The organism is Enterococcus sp. DIV1767 (genome assembly GCF_050542585.1).
Taxonomy (GTDB): Bacteria; Bacillota; Bacilli; order Lactobacillales; family Enterococcaceae; genus Enterococcus_D; species Enterococcus_D innesii.
Map to the genome: position 1 here is coordinate 2,684,850 of NZ_CP172936.1, position 24,031 is coordinate 2,708,880.

Genomic DNA, 24,031 nt, shown 5'->3' on the forward strand with positions numbered 1-24,031 from the left:
CTGATCCTCTTTCCTGTTAATTAACCGATTGTCCCCCATCAACGACCACTTCAGATCCGGTCATAAAGTGCGACGCATCTGATGCCAGAAAAATGACCACATCTGCTACTTCATCAGCAGTACTGATTCGCTGATACAAAGGAATTCGACTGCCCATTTCTTCCATCGTTCGCTCGGTAGCCTCTGCCGCATGTTCAGCCATCTGAGTTTTGATGTAGGCCGGATGAACAGAGTTTGCTCGAATACCGCGAGGCGCGAATTCGATAGCCACCGCTTTAGTCAAAGCAGAAACGGCCCCCTTTGAAGCTGCATAGGCAATTCGATTCTTCGATCCTAAAAATGACGCGATCGAACTGGTATTAATGATACTGCTACCTTCGCCCAGTAATGGCGACATCGCCTTGATTCCTAAGAAAATACTCAATGCATTGACATCCATCGTTTTCTTCCATAGCTCTACACTGGTTTCTTCAATCGTTTCGATTTTGAAAATGCCGGCATTATTAAATAGCACGTCTACTTTACCGAATTTCTCTTTGATTTCAGTAACTGCTTTTTCCCAAGCGGCTTCTTCTGTCGCATCAAAGCAGAAGGCATGTATTTCCTGTTCTTTGAATTGATCTAATAGGGCTTGAACATTCTCTTGATTGTTATCATTAACCAAAACGATGAAATTCATGTCTAGTAATTTTTTGACTACCGCTGTGCCTAAACCACCAGCGGCCCCTGTAATAAAAGCAACTTTCTTTCCATTACTCATCTCTTTAGCTCCTTTTGAATTACTCTAACTGTGAAAACTAGAACGCGTAGTTATTCTAAATTCGCATGACGACTTTTCAGATCATCCATGGTCATCTGCTTTTCATTCATCAAACGTAAAGCTAATACATCATGGAAAATCAGCAATCCTTGTTCAAACACCGTTGTCATCGGTTGAATCGAGGTAAAGGTTTGATTGCTTTTTGAAGGACTATCAAATTTGACAATGTGATCAGCCAATTTTGCAATCGAACTATCCGGATTGGAGGTCAAATGTACGACTGTTGCGCCATACGATTTCGCTTTTTTAGCAATTTCCAAAGGTATCACTGATTCCCCTGAGCCGCTGCCTACAACTAAAAGATCCTTATCAGTAATCGGAGGTTCATTTAGATCACCAACCATGTGACAGCTGATTTCCAGATGCGTCAGTCTCTTAACCGCCGCCTCTAATGACAAACGTACTCGGCCAACACCGATAAAAAAGACTTCTCGAGCTTCCAATAATGCTTTTACATATTGATCAATTTCTTCTCTGGAAATTTTTTCTAATAAATGATCCAATTCTTCCAATACTGCTTGACTGTTCTCATAATAATTTTTCATTGACCATCAACACCTTATTGTAAAATTCTTTTTTCTCATGAATCATGTCAAACGCTCCGATCAGCTCTTCGATTGGAACTTTATGGGTCACTAACGGTTTCAAATTTAACTGCTTATTAGCGATTGCTTGAGCAGTCACTTGCCATTCATTTTTAGGGAAATGTTCATAGATACTGTTGAACATCCCGACGATCGTGCCTTCTTTTCGCATAAATTGGTCATACGTTTTTTGCTTAAGGACCATATCTGAATGAGGGTTTCCCAACAAGACCACTCGTCCAAAGGTACGAATGGATTGCGCACATTGATCAAAAGCTGCGCTAGAACCGGTGGCCTCGATCGCAATATCCGCCAATTTTCCGCCTAAAGTTTCTAAAATAAAGGCTTCCGCATCATTTTCCTGACTATTGCAGACATGTTCAAAGCCTAATTCTCGTGCGAAAGCCACTTTCGTTGGATCAATATCAATCAATAAGACTATTCCGGCGCCATTAATTTGAGCCCATTGCGCAACCATGACACCAATCGGCCCCGCCCCATAAATCACCACGTTATCGCCAATAGTTAATTCAGCTTTATTAATGACGTGCTGAGCCACAGTAGCTGGTTCGACCATTGCCCCTTCCTCATAGCTCACTTGATCCTCTAAAAGAACCAGATTGAACAAGGGAACCGCTAAGTATTCTTCAAAACCGCCATCTGTTCTTGAACCAAAATAATTGTAATTTTTACATTGGGCGTAATAGCCCGATTGACAATACTCACACTCATTACAAGGTAGAAGCGGAAAAACAGCGGCTTTCTTGCCTAAATAATCTGAACTGACATCATCAGCGACTTGTACGATTTCTCCAGAAAATTCATGCCCCAATACAGTTGGAAAATGGTATGAGCCTGTTACGAAAACCCGTGGAATATCCGATCCGCAGATACCACAGGCCATAACATGAATCAATACTTCTCCATTTTTAGGTATCGGTTTCTCTTTTTCTACTAATTCTAATTGACCGACTGCTTTTAGATCGACTGCCTTCATGAAGCGATTCCTCCCTTTTATTTCGGAATTCCTAAGATACCTAAATAAGATAATGAGATTCCTAAAACAAAGATAATCAAAATGATTAAATTGATATTTACTTTTTTACGTACTAACCAGTAAACTAACATCGTAATTGCTAAAGGGACTAGTCCTGGCATCAATGCATCAATCACCTGTTCCTGAATCCCTAACTCGACGCCTTTAATATTCAAAATCATCGGAATTTCAACATTTACTCGTGAAGCAGTCATGCAACCAACGACCATCAAACCGACCATACTAAAAATTTCAGTTAAGCGAGCGATGGTGCCTTCACGCAACATCGATAAAATAAAAGATTTCCCCTTTTGATACCCCAAGCGGTACATATTCCAACCAAAACCGATCAAACAAATCTTGTAGGCGATTTCAAAAAAGAGTGGTCCAACATAGCTGCCATCAATTGCCAATGAACAAGCAATACCTGCCAAGATTGGATAGACGATCCCTTGACTGACAGTATCACCGATTCCTGCGATTGGTCCCATCAAACCTGTACGTAAAGAATTGATCGTCTCGTCTGTAATATCCTCTGCACCATTTGCTCGTTGTTCTTCCATCGCTGCGGCAACTCCCGGAATCATTGTTCCAATGAACGAAGGTTCGGTATTATAAAACACAAAATATTTCTTAAGTTCTTGTACTTGACGCTCTTTATCATCAGGATAAAGTTTTCTAATAACTGGAACCATTGCATTAGCCTGTCCCAAAGCTTGCAGACGTTCATAATTATACGATGCCTCACTTGAATAAGTTAATGCCCAGTTTTTCAACAATTCTTTTCTAGTTAATTTTGCCTCCATTACGCTTGCTCCTTTCCAGTAGGTTTCATATCCAGAAACCCAGTATTATAGAATACAAAACCCAGTATTGCTGCAACCGCAGTTACTGCCATAACATCTAGATTCAAATAAACAGCTAAAATGAAGCCAAAGAAAAAGAATGGCATAATTTTTTTATTCCCCATAAAACTTATCAGCATTGCAATCCCTAGTGCTGGCATAATTGCCCCAACTACCTGCATTGCATTCACAAAAGAGTCTGGAATCATGTCTAACAGATTCCTCATAGGCTCTGCTCCATAGTAAACTAGTATAAAAGCTGGAACTCCTGTAACAAGTAAATTTAAAATTCCTGAAGGAACATAATTCATCATCCGCATTGCACGAATATTTCCATTATCCAAGAATTTTTCCGCCCTGTGGACCCAAAGTGCATTAATGGACATAGTTAATTGGAAGGTCAAAATTCCAAACAAACTAAATGGCACTGCAAAAGTTACCGCTAGACTTGGATCCGCTCCTGACAAAATAGTCATTGCTGTACCGAATACTGCTGCAACAGGCAAATTCCCTGGCATAGTTCCTCCAGCAGTAATCCATCCAAGATACGCCAAATTGATGTACGCTGCCGCTTGCATCCCTATCATAGGTTCTCCCATCGCTAATGCCACTAGAAAACCCGACCAAATTGGATAGAGCCATGATCTAGTGATTAGATGATTAGGCCACCAGTTACAAACCGTTGATATAATAGCAACTAATATTGCAGATAAAAGCATTTTTCTTCCTCCTTTTTCATAAAAAAATGTGTAAAAACAATTTATAGATACTTGGAAAGATCAGTTTCTTTTTGATCGGGAATAATATGAATCACCACAGGAATACCGCGATCAATTAATTTTTTGAAAGTTGTACGCTCTTCATCCGAAGCGGAAATATTCTTATACAGTACTCGTCGGTTTGCTTTGGCACCCATTCCGCCAACTACTAACTTATCAATCTCGATCCCTTTTTCTACAATTGCAGCAATAGTAGCTGGAGCTTTAACTAAAATAATCAATCGTTTCTTTTCTTTATCTTGTGCCTTTAAAAAAGATACAGCGTCCACTTGCCCTTTAACTACGATATCGATTCCCGCAGGTGCTGACATTTTTAAAATCTCACTCATAAAATCATCTTTGGCGACTTCATCATCAATAATCAGAATTTGATTTGCTCGTGTTTTTTTTACCCAGGCGGTCATTACTTGACCGTGAATCAAACGATCGTCAATTCTAGTCAATACGATTTCACTCATTTTTATTCTTCCTTCCCGTAATTTTCAAAAAGCTCCTTGATTCCCTGTTTTCCAACTATTTGAATATATTTAGCTAATTCAGCCAACGCCATTGTTTCTCTGCTGCATACCGCTTCAATTACCATCGGAAGATTTACGCCAGTAATTGATCGATAGTTCACCTTGTTTTTTAATACTTGATAATTTTGAGCGGTCACATTGTAGGGACTTGCACCAAAGATATCGCAAAATACGATAACTCCTTTTCCTTGATCCATTTTCAGCATTTTGGCAGCAACCTCTTCCTTGTACCCTTCGATACTTGTTTCGTGATATAAACCTAACGTATCGATATTTTCTGCCTCTCCTGTAATTAATTTCAATGCTGAAAGATAACCAGCGGCAAGTTCTCCATGAGTTAGTATCAATACACCGATCATTCTTTCACCTCCTTACCCACTTTTAAAGCAATAAGCGTGCCAATTTTATGAACAAACAAAAAAAGTATCAAATCAACGTTTCGATAATAAAACGCAATTGATACTTCTCAATGAGCAAATTATTTTATTAGTGTGCTGTCCAACTAAAAAAGTGTGCTGCTATCCTTTCCTATAGTGTGTTGGTTAGTAAACTAAATCGGTATTCACTTCAATCAATTCCATTAAATAGCTAATCTCACTATCCTCAACAATGATTGCATATCGATTTTCTAACGGCATCAATAAATCCTTTAGATATTGATACAACTCACGATTACTTTCTAGAATAACATCAATATCTTCTCTTAGAAATTGTTCTTTGCGTATCGCACGTTCAATCATATTACTGGTATGAAAAAGGAACTTGATCCAAAAGTCCTCAAAATGTTTAATTTGAAAGACCTTAGCTATTTTTTTTGCTTCAACTTCTAACAGGTCGTAAATCGTAGTACCATCTAAAAAGATCAAACTTTCTTCAAGAATACAAATAATTTTACTGCGGCGATCATCCGTAAACATCGTGCCTTTTTCTTCCATTGTCTTTTCTTGAAAGTCTTCTACACTATTCCCAATATAGGCACTTTGCTCAACAATATCTTCCGAAAGCTCGGTGATCGACATTTTCGGCAACAATGATTTTCTAGTTGCTTCAATAACCATTGGCGTCGTCACCATTTTAATTGTCTTCGTTGGAATTCCGGTCTTTTTGGTGATGATATCGCCAAACATGTTCAGCGAACCCATATCACTCAGAATCACGACGCCTTTTCCTTGGTCAACTTGTTTGATTAACTCAGTTGCTTTTTCCAGTGTATCGCCGACCGATTGAGACAAAGGCATATTCAAACCGACTGCATGATCAACATTCAGTAGTTGATTGGCCGTATTGGCTAAATCAGTAGCTGCACTTGTTCCGTGCATCAAAATCAAAACTCCGATTTTTTTCTCAGTGTACTTTTCATTCATGGCCTTCAAATACAACGAGATAAAGTACTTTTCACTCTCGGGCAACTGAACTTCAAGTTGATTAGAAATTTCGCGGCAGATCTGTTCAGCTACACCAATTTCTTTTTCCATTGCCAACTCATTAGGTTGTTTATGTTCTAAAAAGGAATTATCTCTAAAAGAATAGCCTTCTGTAATCTTTTCAATCAAGGTATCTAAATGCAACGCTAGACTTTTGATGTTACTTTCTTCTAAGTGATAACGTTCTCTCGAAGCGATACTTTTTAAAATATTGACCGTGACTTCATAATTCTTACGAGAAACAATTTTAAAAATTGCCTGTTGCTGATTCCCTTGTTTTTCTGCCAATTCTCGTGCTTTTCCATGGATAATTGACTTTAACGGTGACAAAGAACTTTTGCCATCTAAATATTTGTGATAGGTTTCTAGAACCTCATAAGAAACACTTTCTTCCTCATCTACTAGGAGAAACGGATCATCACCTGATTCTTCTTCAGGAGCAAAAATAAATTCATCAATTTGCAGAAATTTTAGTTTTTCTCTCAATTCACTGTTGGTCTCAGAAGAATGAGCATAATAAAATTGATCAATCAAATACGTCGAAAGATGTGACAATTTAACTTGAATGAGTTCAGAATTAATAGAAATACTATCAACTAATGCATTTGCACACAATAGTTGAATATCATTTTTCATTTGTCCAATATTCCCTACAGGATTATATTGGATAAAGAAACGAATGACATCTTCATTGACCTGTAGTTTTCGCTCGATTTTTTGCGCCTCTTGTTTAAAACAAAAATAAATCAACTTTATCTTTTCTGCCAAACCACGCTCTTTTACACTCGGCATAGAAATTTTCAAAGGAATCCTTCTTAAGAAGGTGGTTAAAATATTCCCTTCAAACTCCTCGGTCGTCGCACCAATAATCAATACTCGAACCTTTCTAGGGTTGGATGATTCTCCTAAACGATAATACTCTCCTCTATCCATAATTGAAAATAACATTTCTTGGCCTTCAGGTGGCAAACGATGGATTTCATCTAAGAAAAGAATGCCATTATTAGCAGCAGAAATTAATCCATCTTTATCTGAGTCAGCTCCTGTGAATGCATGTTTTACATGCCCGAATAAATGATCCAACAATAAATGTTGGTTATTGGAATAATCGGCACAGTTAAATATTACATATGGCGCATCTATCTGCAGCTTTCCAGCATGTTTAGCGTATTGATACATAAAACGAGCAAACGTCGTCTTTCCCGAGCCAGATGGTCCTGTTAGTATCGAATGTAAACCAAATGGCGGATAAAGTAAGGCGGCTTTCGCTTGCCTAATAGCATTTTCCAAAGAGCCATTATACCCAATCAATTCGGTGAAAGGATAGTCATTTAAGTGATCACTCGAATACTTATTTAATAGCTTTCTCATTTCCTCTAGTGTCATTCCCGTACCGATTTCATCTTTTTTCCCCACGCACCGTTCAATCAATTCCTTAGCAAGAAAACATACTGGTCGTCCAGAAAACTTCAAAACCTGCCCTTCTTCTGCTAATTTATTCAGATCACGACTTACATTGTAACGTGCTAATTTGAGTTCATCAGCGATGCTCGTCGCATCTATACTCAAACAACACTCCCCAGAAATAAATGACTCTGTTTGCTCGCATAAGAAAGCAAAAATACTATCCTTTCTCCCCATCTCCCTCTTCCCCCTTTGTTAGTGTCATTGTACACAGTTTGTGAAACGCTTTCAATAATGAAAATATGATTGATTCTTCATCGATCATTCCTCACTAGAATTCCCTTGTTCTACTTTGTTTCTATTATATTGTGGCAAGAGAGTGATACATATACGCTTATCCCGATAATATTCAAAAAAAATAACGCCTTAAAGACGTTATTTTACATTTTTTATACAATTTGAGTAAAACATGAAACATTAATTTTTCTGTCATACTAAACACAATGCTTATTTCCGATACATCTTCAATTCCAAGAACAAATCATTATAGATGCCCAGATACTCAGCACCTAAGTTTTCATAGACTTCGAGGTGTTCCATCAATTCATCGGATGGGTAGAATTGTTCGTCTTCGGTGATCTCGTCTGGCAGTAATGCCATGGCTGCTTGGTTTGGTGTGGAATAGCCGATGTATTCTGCGTTTTGTGCAGCGTTCTCGGGTTCCAGCATAAAGTTCAAGAATGCATAAGCGCCGGCTTCGTTTTGTGAGGTCTTAGGAATGACCATGTTATCGAACCACAGGTTGGAGCCTTCCGAAGGGATCACGTAATGAATGTGCTCATTTTCGTACATCATGTCGGCTGCTTCCCCAGAAAATGTAACCGCAACCGATGCTTCTTCATTGGCCATGTACATCTTGATTTCATCTGCGACGATGGCTTTGATGTTTGGAGTCATTGTCCGCAGCTTATTGAATGCCTCTTGCAGCTGATCGTCGTCTTTGCTGTTTAGAGAATAGCCTAAGCTGTCCAAACCTAATCCCATTACTTCACGCGCGCCATCGATCAGCATGATGCTATTTGCTAATTCGGGTTTCCAAAGATCGTCCCATTGGGTGATCTCACCTTCATCAAAGAATTTATCGTTATAGACGATCCCCAGTGTTCCCCAGAAATAAGGGATCGAATATTGATTGCCAGGATCAAAACTCAAGTCTAAAAAGCGAGGGTCGATATTGTCTAACCCTTTGATTTTACTGTGATCCAATGGTTTTAAAAGATTTTGTTCCATCATTTTCTCAATCATGTATTCACTCGGTATGGCGATGTCATAAGACGTACCGCCTTGTTGGATCTTCGTGAACATCGCTTCATTTGAATCAAAGGTTTCATAATTGACTTTGTAGCCTGTCTCTTCTTCAAACTTACTGATCAAATCAGGGTCGATGTAGTCGCCCCAGTTGTAGATGTTGACGACCTCAGCGCCTGCCATACCAGAGGAGCGTTCCAATTGACGGACACCAAAGAGCAAGATCAGGACGATCGCAACAATACCGATAATCAGAGATTGTAGTCGTTTCATCGCAGATTTGCCACCTCCACACGGCGGTTTTTACGCAACTTTTTCGCGCCGTTTTCTTTACTGATAAAGTAATAGCCTACCACCAGGATCATGGAGAATAAGAAGACAAGTGTGCTTAATGCATTGATTTCTAAACTGATTCCTTGACGTGCTCTAGAATAGATCTCTACCGATAAGGTACTAAAGCCATTGCCTGTCACAAAGAATGTCACGGCAAAATCATCGAGTGAATAAGTAAATGCCATGAAATAGCCGGCGATGATGCCCGGCGTCAAGAAAGGCAAAATGATATTTTTAATGACTTGAAAATTATTCGCGCCTAAATCACGGGCAGCATCGATCATTGAATCGTTCATCTCTTGCAGTTTCGGCAAGACCATCAAGACCACGATCGGGATACTAAAAGCGATATGCGAAAGCAATACGCTGAAAAAGCCTAAGCTAAACCCACGGAACAAGTTGCCGATCATCGTAAAGAAAATCAAGAAGCTGGCACCAATGATGACATCTGGTGAAACCAGCAAAATATTATTCAAACTCAACAATGCCGTTCTCGTTCGGCGTTTGCGGGTATAGTAGATGCCCATCGCACCAAATGTGCCGATGATCGTTGCCAGTAATGCTGATAAAAATGCCAGCATAAAGGTGTTCAACACGATGATCATCAAGCGGGTATCTTGAAAGACGGATTGGTAATGCTCAAAAGTGAAACCCGTAAAAGCATTCATGGTGCCTCCTTCATTGAAGGAATAGAAAATCAAATAAAAGATCGGCACGTACAAAAGAATAAAGACGACGATCAGATAAAGATTCGACCAGCGAAATTTTTTCATTTACGTTGCCCTCCTTTTTTCTTTTCTCCCGTAAACAACATCACGAGGAACATGGCGATGATCAAAATGACGCCGATGGTCGAACCCATGCCCCAGTTTTGGGTAACGAGAAAATGCTGCTCGATCGCTGTACCAAGCGTGATCACGCGATTGCCCCCAATCAAACGGGTCAACATGAAGAGGGAGAGCGACGGAATGAAGACGGCTTGGACGCCGCTTTTCACACCGTTTAACGACAGAGGGAAAATCACTCGTCGGAAAGTATCATAGCTGTTTGCCCCTAAATCGCGACTGGCACTGATCAAAGAGGGATTCATTTCTTCTAAGGCATTAAAAATCGGCATGATCATAAAGGGCAGTTCGATATAGACGGCAACCGTCAAAAAGCTGAAGTCGGTAAACAAAATCTGCTTTGGTCCAACACCCATGATTTCTAGGAAGTTGTTGACACTGCCATGAATGCCGAAAATCCCAATAAACGCATAGGCTTTTAACAATAAGTTGACCCACGTCGGTAAGATGATCAGCAGCAGCCACAAATCTTTGTGACGCAGCTTAGTTAAGAAATAGGCTGTCGGGTAGCTGATCACTAAGGTAATCAAGGTGATCAAAAAGGCATACCAAACCGAGTTTAAGGTCATGATCAAATATTTGCCAGAACCTAAGTAGCTTTGATAGTTGACCAGCGAAAAGTTGCCGTTCATATCAAAAAAGGATTGGTAGATGATCAATAAGACTGGTGCAATAACAAATAGCAATAACCAAAAGACATAGGGTATCGCATAAAAACGACGCATTTTCGTCATTAGCTTTCCCTCCTAATCTTCGTAGCTCTCTAAACGAGCATCAAAATCTTCTTCGGACTCATTGAAACGCATGACGTGGATATCTTCTGGTTCAAAGGAAAGCCCGATCTTGCTTCCTTCAGTAGCTTTTCTTGTAGAGTGAACCATCCATTCGTTGCCTTGTTCGTCATAACAAATGATCTCGTAATGCACGCCTCGGAACAATTGCGTGTCTACTTCAACGACCAGCTTGCCATTTTCCGCCGTCGTCAAATTCAAATCTTCTGGACGAATCACGATCTCAACGGCTTCATTCGGCCGCATCCCGCCATCGACACATTCAAATTGCTTGCCGACAAACTCCACTAAGTTGTCTTCGATCATCGTGCCTGTGACGATGTTGCTTTCACCGACAAAATCCGCCACGAAATGGTTGATTGGTTCATCGTAGATATCCACTGGTGTGCCGCTTTGGACGATCTTCCCTTTGTTCATAACGAAAATCTCATCACTCATGGCCAACGCTTCTTCTTGGTCATGGGTGACAAAAATAAAGGTGATGCCTAGTCGCTGCTGCAATTCCCGCAGCTCGTATTGCATGTCAGTTCGCAATTTCAAGTCCAATGCGGACAATGGTTCATCAAGAAGCAATACTTTGGGTTCATTGACGATCGCTCGTGCGATTGCGACCCGTTGGCGTTGACCTCCTGACATTTCGCTGATTTCACGATTCTCGTAACCAGGAAGTTGTACTAACCGTAACGCTTCTAAGACTTTTCTATTCACTTCATCTTTTGGTAATTTTTTGATTCGCAGACCAAATGCCACATTTTCAAAAACGTTCATATGTGGGAATAAGGCATAATCTTGAAAGACAGTATTCACTTGCCGTTGATTGGCAGGAACGTCATTGATTCTTTGTCCATCAAAATAAACGTCGCCTTCTGTTGCGTCCGAAAAACCCGCAATGATACGTAAAATAGTTGTTTTTCCACAACCTGAAGGACCTAACAATGTATAAAAGCGACCTTCTTCAATATCAAAACTCACTTTTTTCAAAACTGTTTCATCATCATCAAATCGCTTCACCACATTGTTGAATGAAATTATTGTTTTTCCCACACTCTTTCCTCCTGTACTATAAATAAGAATCCGTCACGACTACGAGCACACGGCTTTTTTTGCCGGCGATATTTTTTAATTGATGCGGCTCAGTCGCCTGATAATAAATCGATTGGCCTTTACGAGCCTTGTACTGCGTTTCTCCAAGTGTCAACGCCACACTGCCCTCTAAGACATAGATAAATGTTTCTGCTAACGATGGTTCAAAGGTCTTGTATTCGCCCGCTTTATCAAAAGTCAGCAAGACGGGCTCCATTTCTTTTTCATTGGAATCGGGAATCAGCCACTTCAATTCATAGCCATTTTCTTCATCATAATAGAGCGTGCTGTCTTCTTCGCGATAAACCACTTGATGCTGCGCATTTTCTTCTCGGAAAAATTCCTCTGGTGTCACGCCTAAAACTTCTAAGATCGTAAAAAAAGTTTCCATAGAAGGCGAACTCAAATCACGTTCCAACTGTGAGATATAGCCTTTCGTCAAATCGGTCCGCTCGCCTAATTCTTCTTGGGTCAAATTCTTTTGAACGCGCAAATTGCGCAGCTTCTCGCCAATCTCCATGTTCATTCCCCCTTTTATTGACACAACTGCAAGTAAAAAAAGTTTGCTATAAGTAAACTTCATGTTTAATTTCACTTTTTCTAGTATACAAATAATTGCAAAAAACACAAGCCTTTTTTCTTCATTTCTTTGAATTCTTTTCTTACTGATCAAAAAAAGGAGTGTCGCTAAACGCTTATGCTATAAAGGAAAGGATTGGCGATCCCGTCATTTTCGCTTTTCACAGGTTTAAAAGAACAACTTCTATTTTAACGAAGAAAAGGTAGATTTAATAATGATCTGTTTTTACTGATTTTTTGATAAGAAGCCCTGCCTTTTCTTGCTTCACTGGTTAAAAAAATAAAACTTATGGTATTATGAGTACAAACCATCAAAGGAGTGTCTGAAATGACGAATTTCTCTACCTTTCGTGTCATGAATGAACCAAATTTTACTGCTTCACTCACAACTGCAACCCTTGACGAGCTGCCAGCAGGCGATGTGCTTGTCCGTGTTGATTACTCAGATGTCAATTACAAAGATGCCTTGGCAGCAAAAGAAAATGGCGGCGTGATCCGCACGTATCCGATGACGCCGGGAATCGATTTAGCAGGGGAAGTCGTGGACAGTCAGTCTGCTGATTTTGCCCCAGGCGACCAAGTCTTAGTGACTGGTTATGGCTTAGGGGTTTCTCACCCAGGCGGTTACAGTCAATTTCAACGGGTCCCAGCCGAGTGGCTCGTGAAACGTTCTGCTGGTTTTTCAGCAAAAGACAGTATGACCTATGGCACGGCTGGGTTCACAGCAGCTTTAGCGGTGCAAGAATTAGAGCAGCTGCACTTAGCAAAAGACGCTGCTATTTTGGTGACAGGTGCGAGCGGTGGCGTTGGCAGTGTCAGCATTGCTTTATTGAAAAAACTGGGCTATACAAATATAGTGGCGCTATCTCGGAAAACCGATGCGCAGTGGTTGTTAGACCTAGGCGCAGCGAAAATCGTCAGTCCTGATGAAGTGGTACCCGAAAAGGTCAAACCATTAGCAAAACAATCGTTTGCAGCGGTCATCGATACTGTTGGCGGGCCATTGCTTGCGGCAGTGCTTCCGCAAATCGCTTATGGGGGCGGTGCCTTCTTATGCGGCAATGCTGGTGGGATCAAAATCGAAACGACTGTCTTACCCTTTATTTTGCGTGGGATTCGCGTAATTGGGATCGATTCAGTCAATGTTTCTCATGAGATCCGCACGGCATTATGGGAGAAATTAGCGGGTGAGTGGAATGTGATCGATCAGCTTTACACGAAAGCCATCACTTTGGAAGACTTACCAGAAACGTTGGCAGCTTTATTAGCTGGCACGCACCAGGGACGAACGATCGTTGAGGTGTCACAAGGGCAATGAGAATTTTGATTACGGCTGGCGGTACTTCCGAAAAAATCGATGATGTCCGTGCAATCACGAATCATTCCACGGGTTCACTTGGTCAAGCCATTGCCAAGGAATGGCTGCAGTCCCCTGAGGTGACCATCGATTACGTTACGACGAAAACTGCCAAGCAACCGCCTACCGATCCACGCGTTACCTGTCATTTCATTGAAGGGACCACGGACTTGTTGGCGCAATTGACCGATTTATTGACGACCCATTCGTATGCTGCCGTGATCCACAGTATGGCAGTTAGTGATTTTACCCCTGCTGCTCATTTTTCAGAAGCAGCCTTTTATGAAGCAATCAACGATGCCCTACCGACTTATGACAACCAGGTCACTCCGGCATTGATGGCACACGTGCTCGCACAATCTGAAGCAACGGCAGGCAAAGTTTCTTCCAATACTGATCATTTGTTTTTAGTGTTGAAGAAAACCCCGAAAGTGATCCAAACCATCAAAGCATTACAGCCGACAACCTTATTAGTCGGATTCAAATTATTAGTAGACGTAGCGGAAACAGAACTGTTCGCGGTCGCACGAAAAAGTTTACTGGCTAGCCAAGCGGACTATGTGTTGGCCAACGACTTGACGCAAATTTCAGGAAACCAGCATGTTGGCCACCTTTTGACACAAGAAGGACAAATCGGGACTGGTCGCACAAAAGCTGAGATCGCAACCTTGATCGTTGACACATTACGCAATGACCTGCGTGCTTAGCTAGATGTTTTTTTAGAAAAGGAGAAAGAATCATGAAACAAAAACACGTTCTGCTTGGCGTCAGCGGCAGTATCTCTGCATACAAAGCAGCCGATCTGACCAATGAATTGACCAAAAAGGGCTATGCAGTGGATGTCTTAATGACCCAAAATAGCACACAATTTATTACGCCTTTGACTCTACAGTCATTATCCAAACGCCCAATCCATGTGGATGTTATGCAAGAGCGCCAACCAGATCGGATCAACCATATTGAACTAGCCAAACAAGCCGATCTTTTCTTGCTCGCCCCAGCCAGTGCCAACAGTATTGGCAAGCTGGCGCATGGTTTAGCCGATGATTTGATCTCAACAGTTGCCTTAGCGTTGCCGTTATCCGTGCCCCGTTTGATTGCACCAGCCATGAATACCGTCATGTACGAAAACCCGATTGTTCAAAGAAATTTGGGGATTTTGAAAGAAGTCGGCTTCCAAGAGATTGAACCCCGTGAAGCGTTACTGGCTTGCGGTGATTTCGGCAGAGGCGCATTAGCAGCAACAGAAACGATTCTTGAAAAAGCATTGACTGCTTTGGAAGTACGGAGTGTCTAACAATGAAAAAAATATCAACTTTTGAACTTGTCTTAACAGCTTTCTTTTTAGGAATCTTGATTCTTTTAGCATCGGTTCCCTTTCTTGGGTTTATTCCCTTAGGACCAATCAATGCGACAACGATGCACATTCCTGTCATCATTGCTTCCATTGTATTGGGCCCTCGGATCGGCGGCTTTTTAGGCGGCGCCTTTGGGATCATCAGTATGGTGCGTTCGACGTGGATCATCACCCCACTTTCTTTTGTCTTCTCTCCTTTCGTACCGATTTATGGGAGTGATCAAGGAAGTTGGAAAGCGATCCTCGTAGCGCTGATTCCCCGTATTTTGATTGGTGTCGTTCCTTACTTTGTGTACAAAGGCTGTCAAAAAATCTGGAAAAACAAACAGCAAAGTCTTTCGCTACTAATTGCTGGTGTTGCCGGAGGCTTGACGAATACGATCCTGGTAATGAACTTGATCTACTTCTTGTTCCAGCAAGAATATGCAGAGGTTGTGGGAAAAGCCGGCAATGCTGTCTATGCAGCGATTTTGGGTGTGATCTTCGCCCAAGGCGTGCCTGAAGCCATTGTAGCGGGAATCGCCACGATGGCAGTTGGAAGCGTCCTTTTGCGCTTAGTCATGAACCGCAAAAAAAATCGTATCTAAAAAAATAGCGACCGCCCAAAGTTAGCTTTTTGGCTAACTTTGGCGGTCGCTTCCCTTTTGAGTGACTCATAGACTTCGCACTTGGAGTGCTTCGACAAGCTCTTGATACTGCTCTTGGGTCAAATACTCTTCATAAAATGTCAGATAATCATCGATATCTGCTTGGGTCAAATAAGGCAGCTCTTGCTTGATTTGCAGCAGCAGTTCTTCAAACTCCTCATCACTCAGCATATAAGAAGACCAATCATCGGCTTCATCATAGCTATCCCAGTACTCATCATCATAATCATTTTCATCCCCATCGTCATAGCTGTCATCCCAGCCATAATCATAGGGAGAAAACAATTCTTCTGGGTCGATCAATTCTTCCGCTGTGGGAATCGCAACCGCAGTATCACTTTTCTTCCCTGTAAAAGTCACCGTGGCTCCGATAGTGGTTTGCAGCTCATCTGCTTGCACGAAGTGAAAAGCCATTTTCTGCTGATTTGTTTTCGTATTGACGGTCATAGCTAAGTCAAACTGCTCGACTTCTTCCAGCAGCGCTTCTAATTCGGCGACTTGATTTTGATCGGCGCCGTGTTCTTGAGCATAGGTTGCATAATCTGCCAATTCTTCTTTGGTAAACGTGTGGCTGATCGTATCTCCATCTCTTTTGAAAGCATCCGGTTCAAAGGTTTTCAAATAGTCTGCAAATGTCTCATTATGAAAAAGACTGTTCATGGTAAAGAGGTTTTCAGGCGCTTTTTCTGCTTCGGTCGTCCCCTCGTCGTCCTCTGCAAAAGTTCCTTCGCCAAAGTAAGAATCTAAGGTTTCTTGATCGATGCGCAGGTATTTGCCCTCATATTCCCCAGCGTCTGGTTTTGTTCCATAACTGTCATCACCAAATGCGCTGATATACCCTTGCAGTGTTTCATAGATTTCAGCTGACACATATGCTTCTTGTTTTTCTGGATCGACGATCAGCTTGATCGGCAGCTCCTGCCCCCCAAAAGCGACTGCCAGGTTGAGTAAAATCGCTTTGGTTTCTTTGTCTTGGACGAAGTCCCCTTTAAATGACGAGCCGACTAACTGTGACATCAACATAGAGGCGTACCTATCGGCTTCTTGACCGTATTCGCTGCTGCTGCCTATCTCAAAGGTATCGATCGTCGCTTGGAATTCACCAGCATTCGTTGCTTGCTGATTCGTCAACTGTTCGGCAAACTGTTCTTGCGGTAATTTCGTACAACCGCCGAAAAGAAAGGCGAACCCAACAAACAAAATGACGCGTCCCCACTTTTTCATCCTGCTCACTCCTTTTCGTTTATTGTACCGAAGACTGCGAAAGCTTACAATCCTAAGCTCTTTTTATTAGCTCTCATGAAAAAAAGATTGCCCCTCGGGACAATCTTTTCGCTAATCTATTCTTCGCCGATGATTCGGACTTCTGTTTCTAAGGTGACATCAAAGGTTTCTTTGATGACTTGTTGGATATGAGCGATCAGTTCAACGTAATCCGTGGCTGTTGCTTGATCGACATTCACGATAAAGCCCGCATGTTTTTCCGAAATTTGGGCTCCGCCCCATTTCAATCCTTGTAAGCCTGCATCTTGGATCAGCTTGCCGGTAAAATGACCGACTGGACGTTTGAAGACACTCCCACAAGAGGGATATTCTAGCGGTTGCTTCAATTGCCGTAATTCTGTCAGTTCATCCATCCGCTTTTTGATTTGCTCTTGATCGCCTTTTGCTAAATCAAAGCGACTACTCAAAATGATCATCTTTTGCTCTTGTAATTTGCTATGACGATAAGCAAATTCCATTTCTTCCTTGGTAAAAGTCACGATTTGACCATTAGCCAGCAAAACGTCGCAGGACGCAAAGACATCTTGGATCTCGCCATCATAGGCACCAGCATTCATAAAGACGGCACCGCCGACACTGCCAGGAATCCCGCAGGCAAATTCAAAACCAGTCAACGATTCATGCAAAGCGACATAGGTGGTATCGATCAACTTTGCTCCAGCATCGACGATCAAAGAAGTGCCGTCCACCACGATTTGGTTCATTTCTGATAGCATGATCACCACGCCACGAATACCACCATCACGGACGATCAAGTTGCTGGCATTTCCTAAGACGATCCAAGGAATCGCTTGTTCTCGGCAATAATCAAGCAGCTGTTTAGCCTCTTCCGCTGTTTTGGGAAAAGCCAAAATGTCTGCCGGTCCACCAGTTTTTGTATACGTATAGTTCAATAAGGGTTCATCTTTTAATAAGGCAATTTCAGGGAATTGCGCAATCATCAAGTCTTTATTCACGAGAAGGTTTCCTTTCACAATAAACATCTCACTTATTTTAGCATGTTCAAGGAAAAGTTGCTACCTCTGGTGAATCAAAGAAGAGCTTAATGATCGAATGACCCATAAGCTTCTCTTTTCGAATGATCCGATTAATAAAGAGTCATCTTCAAAAAAAGTGTTTTATTATTTCAGATAATCGTTCTTTCATCTCCGTAGTGACTTTATCGACTACTTCTAAGTTGCTGCGATGCAAGAGATCCACACTGCGAATATGCTGACAAAGAATCGTCCCTTGAACTTTACTCTTTTGTGTTTCGGTAACTGTTTGAAACGCATTCGATCGAGCAAATTTTTCTTCTACATATTTTTTTGAGCTACTGATTGGCATCACTAAGACGGTATTGAAACTCTTGTTATAATAATCATTACTAACCACCACACAAGGTCTTTTTTTTGCCATTTCATTTCCTCTGGTGGGATTTAAGTCAATAAAAAGAATATCTCCTTGTCTTACCATTCAATATTCTCCTCACCTAAATCTTCTCCAAAAAACATCTCACCTGTATCAAATTTTCCAGTCTCTTCTACGATCGCTAATTCTTGTTTCCAAAAATCTTCAAAAGAAGGTGCTGCTTTCTCGCCTGTTACCTTGATCTCACCTTCTGGGGTAAATTCAAAAATGACCCGCTGATTCTCTTTTAAGCCTAACTTTTGCCGCACACTTTTTGGAATAGTTATTTGATTTTTCGAAGTCATTTTCGCTGAAACTTGCGCTTTGATCGTCATGTGAACTGCCCCCTTTTCAAAACGATTGTACCATAAAACGTAAGGAAAAGTAAGGATTCATTAATCCTTTTCGTACCACAAATGAATTTTCTCTAGCATCCAAATTTAATCCTCATTCTTCCTCCTTGTTTTCCTTATTCCGCTCACTTGCTTTGCGCTTCTGGCTTTTTTAGGTAAAATGGGAGGCGTAGTGGAAAATAAGGAGGAGTCTTAATGAAATTTATTTCTTGGAATGTCAATGGTTTACGGGCCATCGTTAAAAAAAATTTTTCTGAAGTGTTTGAAGCCCTCGATGCTGATTTCTTTTGTTTACAAGAAACAAAGCTGCAAGAAGGTCAGATTGAATTGGATTTACCAGGCTATCATCAATACTGGAATTATGCGGAGAAGAAAGGCTATTCTGGCACGGCGATTTTCGCAAAAGAACCTGCACTATCCGTCCGTTATGGATTAGGGATCGAAGAACATGATACGGAAGGTCGCGTCATCACGCTGGAGTATCCTGAATTTTTCTTGATTACTTGCTACACACCAAATTCCCAAAATGAATTGCGCCGCTTGGATTATCGCATGACTTGGGAAGATGCCTTTTTGGCTTACTTGACTGAATTGAAACAACAAAAGCCAGTGATTCTCTGTGGTGATTTGAATGTTGCCCATAAGAATATCGACATCAAAAACTGGAAAACCAATCAAAAAAGCGCCGGCTTTACGCCAGAAGAACGGGAAAAGTTTTCGACTCTATTGGCTGCTGGCTTTACCGATACGTTCCGTTATTTCTATCCAGATGCAGAAGGCATTTATTCTTGGTGGAGCTACCGTTTCAACGCTCGCAAAAACAATGCCGGCTGGCGCATCGATTACTTTGTCGTTTCGGATGACTTAAATGAGCGCTTGCTAGACGCCAAGATCCATACAGATATCATCGGCAGTGACCATTGTCCGGTGGAACTGGATCTCAAATAACCGTAAGAAAACTTCAGTTTTTCTTAACGTTTGTTCGCTTTTCATTCTTTGATTTTGTGCTAGAATGGCAATGAGGTGAGTCTGATGAATTTTATCGCAATGGACTTTGAAACAGCAAATTATCAAAAGCATAGTGCCTGTTCCCTTGCACTAGTCATGGTACAAGATAGCAAAATCGTGGGCGAATATTACACATTGATCCAACCGGAAACGGAATTTTTTTGGAAAAACATTCAAATTCATGGCATCCGTCCAGAAGATGTAAAAGAAGCGCCTAAGTTTCCTGACGTATGGAAACAAATCCAACAATATTATCAACTGAACAGTTTGATCGTTGCGCATAACGCTGGTTTTGATACTGGGGTTTTGGCAGGATGTCTTGATTATTATGGGTTGTCACAACCAAATTATCTTTCCTTATGTACGGTGCGAACGAGCCGCAAACTGTATCCAGAATTTACGAACCACAAATTAAACACGGTTTGTGAGCAATTACAGATTCCTTTACTAAACCACCATGATGCCTTGGAAGATAGTCGGGCATGTGCCCAAATCTTATTGCGTCAAGAAGAAGAATTTGGCATCGATCCATTAAAAAAATTAGTATTAGTCAAGTAAATAAGAACGTGCGTCCTAAAGTCAGCATTGCGCTAGACTTTAGAACGCACGTTTTCATTTAAGGAAGGATTCATTTCAGGTCAGATCGATCCAATAATGACAGATTACAGCGCCATCTTCAGGATCAATGACTTTTTCGGTTAATTTACCGCCGTTGTTTTCAATGACTTTGGCGGAGGTGCGATTGGCTTCTTCACAGGTTACTAACACGTTGTTCAAGCCAAATTGTTTGGCCTTTACCAATGACTGTGCCAGCATTGCCGAGCCGATGCCTTGCTTTCGATGATCTGGGTGCACCGAATACCCGATGTGTCCGCCAATTTGGCGCAAATACGCATTAAGTGTCAGACGCAGATTCAAGAGACCGACCACTTTTTGATCTTGGATAGCCAGATAGGTACGGGCGGGAACGAATCCTTCTGGTACCGTTTCTGCTGTTTTAAAATCCGCCAATCCCTCTAGCCAGTCTTTGGCTGTCGGACTTTCTACAAGTCCTGCCCCACCATGGATGACTTCTTGATTCTTCTCAAACGCTTGCCGATACGCTTCGATCTGATCGCAGTCTGCGATCGTCGGTTCCCGAAACTCCATTTCCTTCACTCCTTTTTTATGATTCAAAAAGACGTGCCATCATCAAGACGTCAACTTTTTGCCCCTCGCGGGTTTGCACCGCTTCTTTCATACAGCCTTCTGTTAAAAAACCAAATTTTTTATACAGATGGATCGCCCGTAGATTTCTCGCTTGAACGGTCAACTCGATGCGGGTCAATTCGCCAACTTCTACTACCCAGTCCAGTAATTCTTCAATCAGGAGCGAACCTAAGCCCAAGCCCCAATAGTCTTTTAAAATCGAGATACCGATCTCCCCGACATGGGCTAATTGCCACTCTTCATTGCCTTTGACTGATGCCATGGCGATCAACTGTTCTTGATCAAATGCCAGCAACAGCAAATAGTCCTCCCGTTCATAGATAGCATCCAGCTGTTCTGCCAATAGAGCTTCTGGCAACGCCAAGCCGCTTTCGTCCATTAAAAGAAAATCCGTTTCTTCTCCTAGCTGTTGACTGACTGCTAACACAGCTTTGGCATCAGCACCCGTGGCTTCTTTGATCTGTAATTGGATCTCACTCATGGGCTGCCTGCCATTTTGTTGTGATCCGTTGCAAAAAGGCGGTTGCTTTGGTGCCATATGCATGACATTTCACAAGACGTTTTTGTTCATCTGTATCATCTTTTTCCAAAATCAGTTCTAAATAATCCTCTGGCAGGGAGGCTTCTAAGAGATTGCCCCACTCGATCACACACAAGCCATCCCCTTCGAAATAATCATCCAGTCCTAAATCATCTGCACCGTATTCCACCCGATAGACATCCATATGGTACAGGGGCATCCGCCCATTGGTATATTCACGAATGATCGTATAGGTCGGACTTTTGATCAGTTGCTCGATTCCTAGCCCCAAGGCGATGCCTTTCGTCATGGTTGTTTTGCCAGCACCTAAGTCGCCCGTCAATACCAGATTATCCCCTGGCTCGGCTACCTCTCCAATGATTTTTGCAAATGCTGCGGTTGCTTCTAAGTCGTTAATGGTAAACATAGTCCCCATCCTTTGATCAATCTAATTTACTAGTTGCTAGTATAGCCTGTTTTTCAAGGAATTGTAAAGAAGGAGCTTAGGGAAAATTTCCCGACGATCACTGGATCGTTGATTCATACGGACGCCCCCTGCTTTGCTGCCCTCAACTTTCCAAAAGCAAAACAAAAAACTGACCCTCAAGGGATCAGTTTTTCATCAGTGCAGCGATTGGCTGCTTATTTTTCCATTAATGTTTGTGCCGCAGTAATGATTGATAATTTGTAGACATCTTCTTCATTTGAACCACGAGACAAATCAGAGATTGGTTTGTTCAATCCTTGTAAGATTGGTCCAATCGCTTCAAAGTTACCGAAACGTTGGGCGATCTTGTAGCCAATGTTTCCTGATTGTAAATCTGGGAAAACAAAGACGGTTGCTTTACCAGCTACTTCAGATTCAGGAGCTTTCAATTGCGCAACTGCTGAGATATACGCCGCATCGAATTGCAATTCTCCATCGATTTGGTATTCTGGTGCCAATTCTTTGGCGATTTTTGTTGCTTCAACGACTTTATCTACTTCTGGTGCTTTCGCAGAACCTTTCGTTGAGAAGCTTAACATAGCAACTTTTGGATCGATTTCAAATAATTCAGCGGTTTTCGCTGAGTCAACAGCGATTTCTGCTAATTCTTGTGCATTTGGGTTTACATTGATGGCACAGTCTGAGAACAAGTATTTTTCTTGGTCACGACCACGAACCATTAAGAAAGCACCACTTGTACGGCTCACACCTGGTTTTGTTTTGATGATTTGTAAAGCGGGTCTTACTGTATCACCCGTAGAATGGATCGCTCCGGAAACCATTCCTTCAGTAATGCCCATGTAAGTCAACATTGTTCCGAAATAATTGACATCTTTTAAGATTTCTTCTGCTTGTTCTTTCGTTGCCTTGCCGTTGCGGCGTTCCACAAAAGCTTCAACCATTTCATCCCAACGATCATAATTTTCAGGATCTAAAATTTCAAAGTTTGATACGTTGATTCCGCGAGCTTCTGCTGCTTTTTCGATTTCAACCGGGTTACCGATCAAAACGGGTTCAATTAATTCTTCTGAACGTAAACGGCTAGCAGCCCCTAGGATACGAGGATCTGTTGCTTCTGGAAAAACGATTTTGATATGACGACGCACGATTTTAAATTTTAAACTTTCGAATAATTCCACGGGTAAAGACCTCCAGTTTTTTTATACCCTTCCATTGTACAATAACTGCGAAAAAAAGAACAGATAAAAATCCTGTATTAGTCGATTATTTTAAATATCGTTACCTTTTTCACAAATCCACTCATTCTAAATAACACAGTTTTACAACTGTGTTATTTTTTCTGGCAACGCCCAGGAAATTGGTTCTTCCCCTAATGCCAGCAATGCTTGATTGATCTTAGAAAAAGGCTTCGAACCAAAGAATCCTCGATGCGCTGATAACGGACTTGGATGAGGCGCTGTTATAATAATATGCTTGCTGGTATCAAGCAAAGCGGCTTTCTTTTGAGCGGGTTTGCCCCAAAGCACAAAAATGACCGGTTCTTCTCGTTGATTCAATTTTTCAATAATCGTATCTGTCAGCTGCTCCCAGCCACGTCCATGATGTGAATAGGCTTGCCCTTCACGTACCGTCAATACGGTATTCAACAATAAGACCCCTTGTTGCGCCCATGGCACAAGATAGCCATGGGACACAGGTGCAATCCCTAAGTCATCGGCTAATTCCTTGTAAATATTGCGTAAGGAAGGCGGTATTTTGACCCCCGGCTGCACGGAAAACGACAGTCCGTGGGCTTGGTGAGGGCCATGATAAGGATCTTGACCTAAGATGACGACTTTTACGTCATGGTATGGCGTCAGTTTAAGTGCTTCATAAATATGATCCATCGCTGGATGGATCTTTTGCTGGGCATATTCTTGTTTCAAGAAAGCCCGTAGTTGTTGGTAATAGGGTTGCTCAAATGATTCTTGCAATTGTTCTTGCCAATCATTGTCCAATAGTCGTTTCATGGCGAATCTCCTTTGTTTTCTTCTAGGATAACAAATCCCTCCCCTTAGAAACAAGAATTACTCTTCGAAAGAAAAAAAATCCGTGATTTATGGTACACTAT

28 protein-coding genes are annotated in these 24,031 nt (G+C 41.6%); 6 read left to right on the forward strand and 22 right to left on the reverse strand.

Translation table 11 applies throughout. The features are described from left to right. Positions 1-16: 16 nt before the first annotated feature. The 13 genes from IGI78_RS12640 to IGI78_RS12700 all read right to left on the reverse strand — a co-directional run bounded on the left by IGI78_RS12640 (position 17) and on the right by IGI78_RS12700 (position 12,290). Positions 17-760: an SDR family NAD(P)-dependent oxidoreductase gene (locus tag IGI78_RS12640; protein ID WP_195266540.1), complete on the reverse strand. Its 744-nt coding sequence runs from the start codon at positions 758-760 to the stop codon at positions 17-19. Between the two features lie 50 nt (positions 761-810). Further along, positions 811-1,365: a 6-phospho-3-hexuloisomerase gene (hxlB, locus tag IGI78_RS12645; RefSeq protein WP_195266539.1), complete on the reverse strand. Its 555-nt coding sequence runs from the start codon at positions 1,363-1,365 to the stop codon at positions 811-813. Next, positions 1,349-2,401 carry a galactitol-1-phosphate 5-dehydrogenase gene (locus tag IGI78_RS12650; RefSeq protein WP_195266538.1) on the reverse strand — a complete coding sequence of 351 codons (1,053 nt, stop codon included), beginning with the start codon at positions 2,399-2,401 and terminating at the stop codon, positions 1,349-1,351. Before IGI78_RS12650 ends, hxlB begins: the two co-directional genes overlap by 17 nt. 17 nt (positions 2,402-2,418) lie before the next feature. Continuing rightward, on the reverse strand, positions 2,419-3,246 hold the full coding sequence (locus IGI78_RS12655) for a PTS system mannose/fructose/sorbose family transporter subunit IID (RefSeq protein WP_159160773.1): 828 nt from the start codon (positions 3,244-3,246) through the stop codon (positions 2,419-2,421). After that, a complete protein-coding gene (locus IGI78_RS12660; RefSeq protein WP_159160772.1) occupies positions 3,246-4,004 on the reverse strand; it encodes a PTS mannose/fructose/sorbose/N-acetylgalactosamine transporter subunit IIC in 759 nt (252 codons plus the stop codon). The genes IGI78_RS12655 and IGI78_RS12660 overlap by 1 nt, the downstream gene beginning before the upstream one ends. A 41-nt stretch (positions 4,005-4,045) precedes the next feature. Beyond that, a complete protein-coding gene (locus IGI78_RS12665; RefSeq protein ID WP_016608866.1) occupies positions 4,046-4,522 on the reverse strand; it encodes a PTS system mannose/fructose/N-acetylgalactosamine-transporter subunit IIB in 477 nt (158 codons plus the stop codon). Between the two features lie 2 nt (positions 4,523-4,524). After that, positions 4,525-4,941, reverse strand: coding sequence for a PTS sugar transporter subunit IIA (locus tag IGI78_RS12670; protein WP_430618057.1), 417 nt, complete (start codon positions 4,939-4,941; stop codon positions 4,525-4,527). A gap of 183 nt (positions 4,942-5,124) precedes the next feature. Beyond that, positions 5,125-7,647, reverse strand: coding sequence for a sigma-54-dependent transcriptional regulator (locus tag IGI78_RS12675; protein WP_195266536.1), 2,523 nt, complete (start codon positions 7,645-7,647; stop codon positions 5,125-5,127). A gap of 270 nt (positions 7,648-7,917) precedes the next feature. After that, positions 7,918-8,991, reverse strand: a complete 1,074-nt coding sequence (locus IGI78_RS12680) for an ABC transporter substrate-binding protein (protein ID WP_195266534.1) — start codon at positions 8,989-8,991, stop codon at positions 7,918-7,920. Beyond that, positions 8,988-9,824, reverse strand: a complete 837-nt coding sequence (locus IGI78_RS12685; protein WP_005228535.1) for an ABC transporter permease — start codon at positions 9,822-9,824, stop codon at positions 8,988-8,990. Before IGI78_RS12685 ends, IGI78_RS12680 begins: the two co-directional genes overlap by 4 nt. Beyond that, positions 9,821-10,630: an ABC transporter permease gene (locus tag IGI78_RS12690; protein WP_005234157.1), complete on the reverse strand. Its 810-nt coding sequence runs from the start codon at positions 10,628-10,630 to the stop codon at positions 9,821-9,823. Before IGI78_RS12690 ends, IGI78_RS12685 begins: the two co-directional genes overlap by 4 nt. 12 nt (positions 10,631-10,642) lie before the next feature. Next, positions 10,643-11,731 carry an ABC transporter ATP-binding protein gene (locus IGI78_RS12695; protein ID WP_077451918.1) on the reverse strand — a complete coding sequence of 363 codons (1,089 nt, stop codon included), beginning with the start codon at positions 11,729-11,731 and terminating at the stop codon, positions 10,643-10,645. Between the two features lie 16 nt (positions 11,732-11,747). Further along, positions 11,748-12,290 (reverse strand): helix-turn-helix domain-containing protein, encoded by a 543-nt coding sequence (locus tag IGI78_RS12700; protein ID WP_015510239.1) that lies wholly within the window; start codon positions 12,288-12,290, stop codon positions 11,748-11,750. Positions 12,291-12,677: 387 nt separating this feature from the next. On the opposite strand from IGI78_RS12700, the gene IGI78_RS12705 reads away from it, so the two are divergent. Genes IGI78_RS12705 through IGI78_RS12720 form a run of 4 tightly spaced genes read left to right on the forward strand, consistent with a single transcriptional unit; the run spans position 12,678 to position 15,650 of the window. Beyond that, the gene (locus IGI78_RS12705) at positions 12,678-13,667 is read left to right on the forward strand and encodes an acryloyl-CoA reductase (protein WP_077451920.1); all 990 of its coding nucleotides are present in this window, start codon (positions 12,678-12,680) and stop codon (positions 13,665-13,667) included. Beyond that, a complete protein-coding gene (coaB, locus tag IGI78_RS12710) occupies positions 13,664-14,413 on the forward strand; it encodes a phosphopantothenate--cysteine ligase (RefSeq protein WP_077451922.1) in 750 nt (249 codons plus the stop codon). Before IGI78_RS12705 ends, coaB begins: the two co-directional genes overlap by 4 nt. A gap of 32 nt (positions 14,414-14,445) precedes the next feature. Beyond that, positions 14,446-15,003, forward strand: coding sequence for a phosphopantothenoylcysteine decarboxylase (coaC, locus tag IGI78_RS12715; RefSeq protein ID WP_008380717.1), 558 nt, complete (start codon positions 14,446-14,448; stop codon positions 15,001-15,003). Positions 15,004-15,005: 2 nt separating this feature from the next. Then, on the forward strand, positions 15,006-15,650 hold the full coding sequence (locus IGI78_RS12720) for an ECF transporter S component (protein WP_077451927.1): 645 nt from the start codon (positions 15,006-15,008) through the stop codon (positions 15,648-15,650). A gap of 66 nt (positions 15,651-15,716) precedes the next feature. Here the strand turns inward: IGI78_RS12720 and IGI78_RS12725 are convergent, their stop codons facing one another. The 4 genes from IGI78_RS12725 to IGI78_RS12740 form a co-directional block, all read right to left on the reverse strand. Then, positions 15,717-16,934, reverse strand: coding sequence for a hypothetical protein (locus IGI78_RS12725; protein ID WP_195266531.1), 1,218 nt, complete (start codon positions 16,932-16,934; stop codon positions 15,717-15,719). Positions 16,935-17,050: 116 nt separating this feature from the next. Beyond that, the gene (gene murB, locus IGI78_RS12730) at positions 17,051-17,935 is read right to left on the reverse strand and encodes a UDP-N-acetylmuramate dehydrogenase (RefSeq protein ID WP_369907699.1); all 885 of its coding nucleotides are present in this window, start codon (positions 17,933-17,935) and stop codon (positions 17,051-17,053) included. A gap of 163 nt (positions 17,936-18,098) precedes the next feature. Beyond that, positions 18,099-18,449 (reverse strand): type II toxin-antitoxin system PemK/MazF family toxin, encoded by a 351-nt coding sequence (locus IGI78_RS12735; protein ID WP_195266528.1) that lies wholly within the window; start codon positions 18,447-18,449, stop codon positions 18,099-18,101. Next, positions 18,443-18,718 carry an AbrB/MazE/SpoVT family DNA-binding domain-containing protein gene (locus IGI78_RS12740; RefSeq protein ID WP_005234145.1) on the reverse strand — a complete coding sequence of 92 codons (276 nt, stop codon included), beginning with the start codon at positions 18,716-18,718 and terminating at the stop codon, positions 18,443-18,445. The genes IGI78_RS12735 and IGI78_RS12740 overlap by 7 nt, the downstream gene beginning before the upstream one ends. A gap of 213 nt (positions 18,719-18,931) precedes the next feature. On the opposite strand from IGI78_RS12740, the gene IGI78_RS12745 reads away from it, so the two are divergent. Then, positions 18,932-19,684 carry an exodeoxyribonuclease III gene (locus IGI78_RS12745; RefSeq protein ID WP_195266527.1) on the forward strand — a complete coding sequence of 251 codons (753 nt, stop codon included), beginning with the start codon at positions 18,932-18,934 and terminating at the stop codon, positions 19,682-19,684. 84 nt (positions 19,685-19,768) lie between these two features. Beyond that, positions 19,769-20,302: a 3'-5' exonuclease gene (locus IGI78_RS12750; RefSeq protein ID WP_086291842.1), complete on the forward strand. Its 534-nt coding sequence runs from the start codon at positions 19,769-19,771 to the stop codon at positions 20,300-20,302. Between the two features lie 75 nt (positions 20,303-20,377). Here IGI78_RS12750 and IGI78_RS12755 read toward each other — a convergent pair whose 3' ends face one another. From IGI78_RS12755 to IGI78_RS12775, 5 genes are all read right to left on the reverse strand, one after another. Then, complete coding sequence (locus IGI78_RS12755; protein WP_195266526.1) at positions 20,378-20,893, reverse strand: GNAT family N-acetyltransferase; 516 nt, start codon at positions 20,891-20,893, stop codon at positions 20,378-20,380. Between the two features lie 16 nt (positions 20,894-20,909). Next, entirely contained in the window at positions 20,910-21,434 is a 525-nt protein-coding gene (locus tag IGI78_RS12760; protein ID WP_195266525.1) for a GNAT family N-acetyltransferase, read from the reverse strand. Continuing rightward, entirely contained in the window at positions 21,427-21,900 is a 474-nt protein-coding gene (gene tsaE, locus IGI78_RS12765; protein WP_195266524.1) for a tRNA (adenosine(37)-N6)-threonylcarbamoyltransferase complex ATPase subunit type 1 TsaE, read from the reverse strand. The genes IGI78_RS12760 and tsaE overlap by 8 nt, the downstream gene beginning before the upstream one ends. A 215-nt stretch (positions 21,901-22,115) precedes the next feature. Further along, positions 22,116-23,099 carry a phosphate acetyltransferase gene (gene pta / locus IGI78_RS12770; protein ID WP_008380699.1) on the reverse strand — a complete coding sequence of 328 codons (984 nt, stop codon included), beginning with the start codon at positions 23,097-23,099 and terminating at the stop codon, positions 22,116-22,118. A gap of 141 nt (positions 23,100-23,240) precedes the next feature. Next, positions 23,241-23,930 carry a uracil-DNA glycosylase gene (locus IGI78_RS12775; RefSeq protein ID WP_195266523.1) on the reverse strand — a complete coding sequence of 230 codons (690 nt, stop codon included), beginning with the start codon at positions 23,928-23,930 and terminating at the stop codon, positions 23,241-23,243. Between the last annotated feature and the right edge of the window lie 101 nt (positions 23,931-24,031).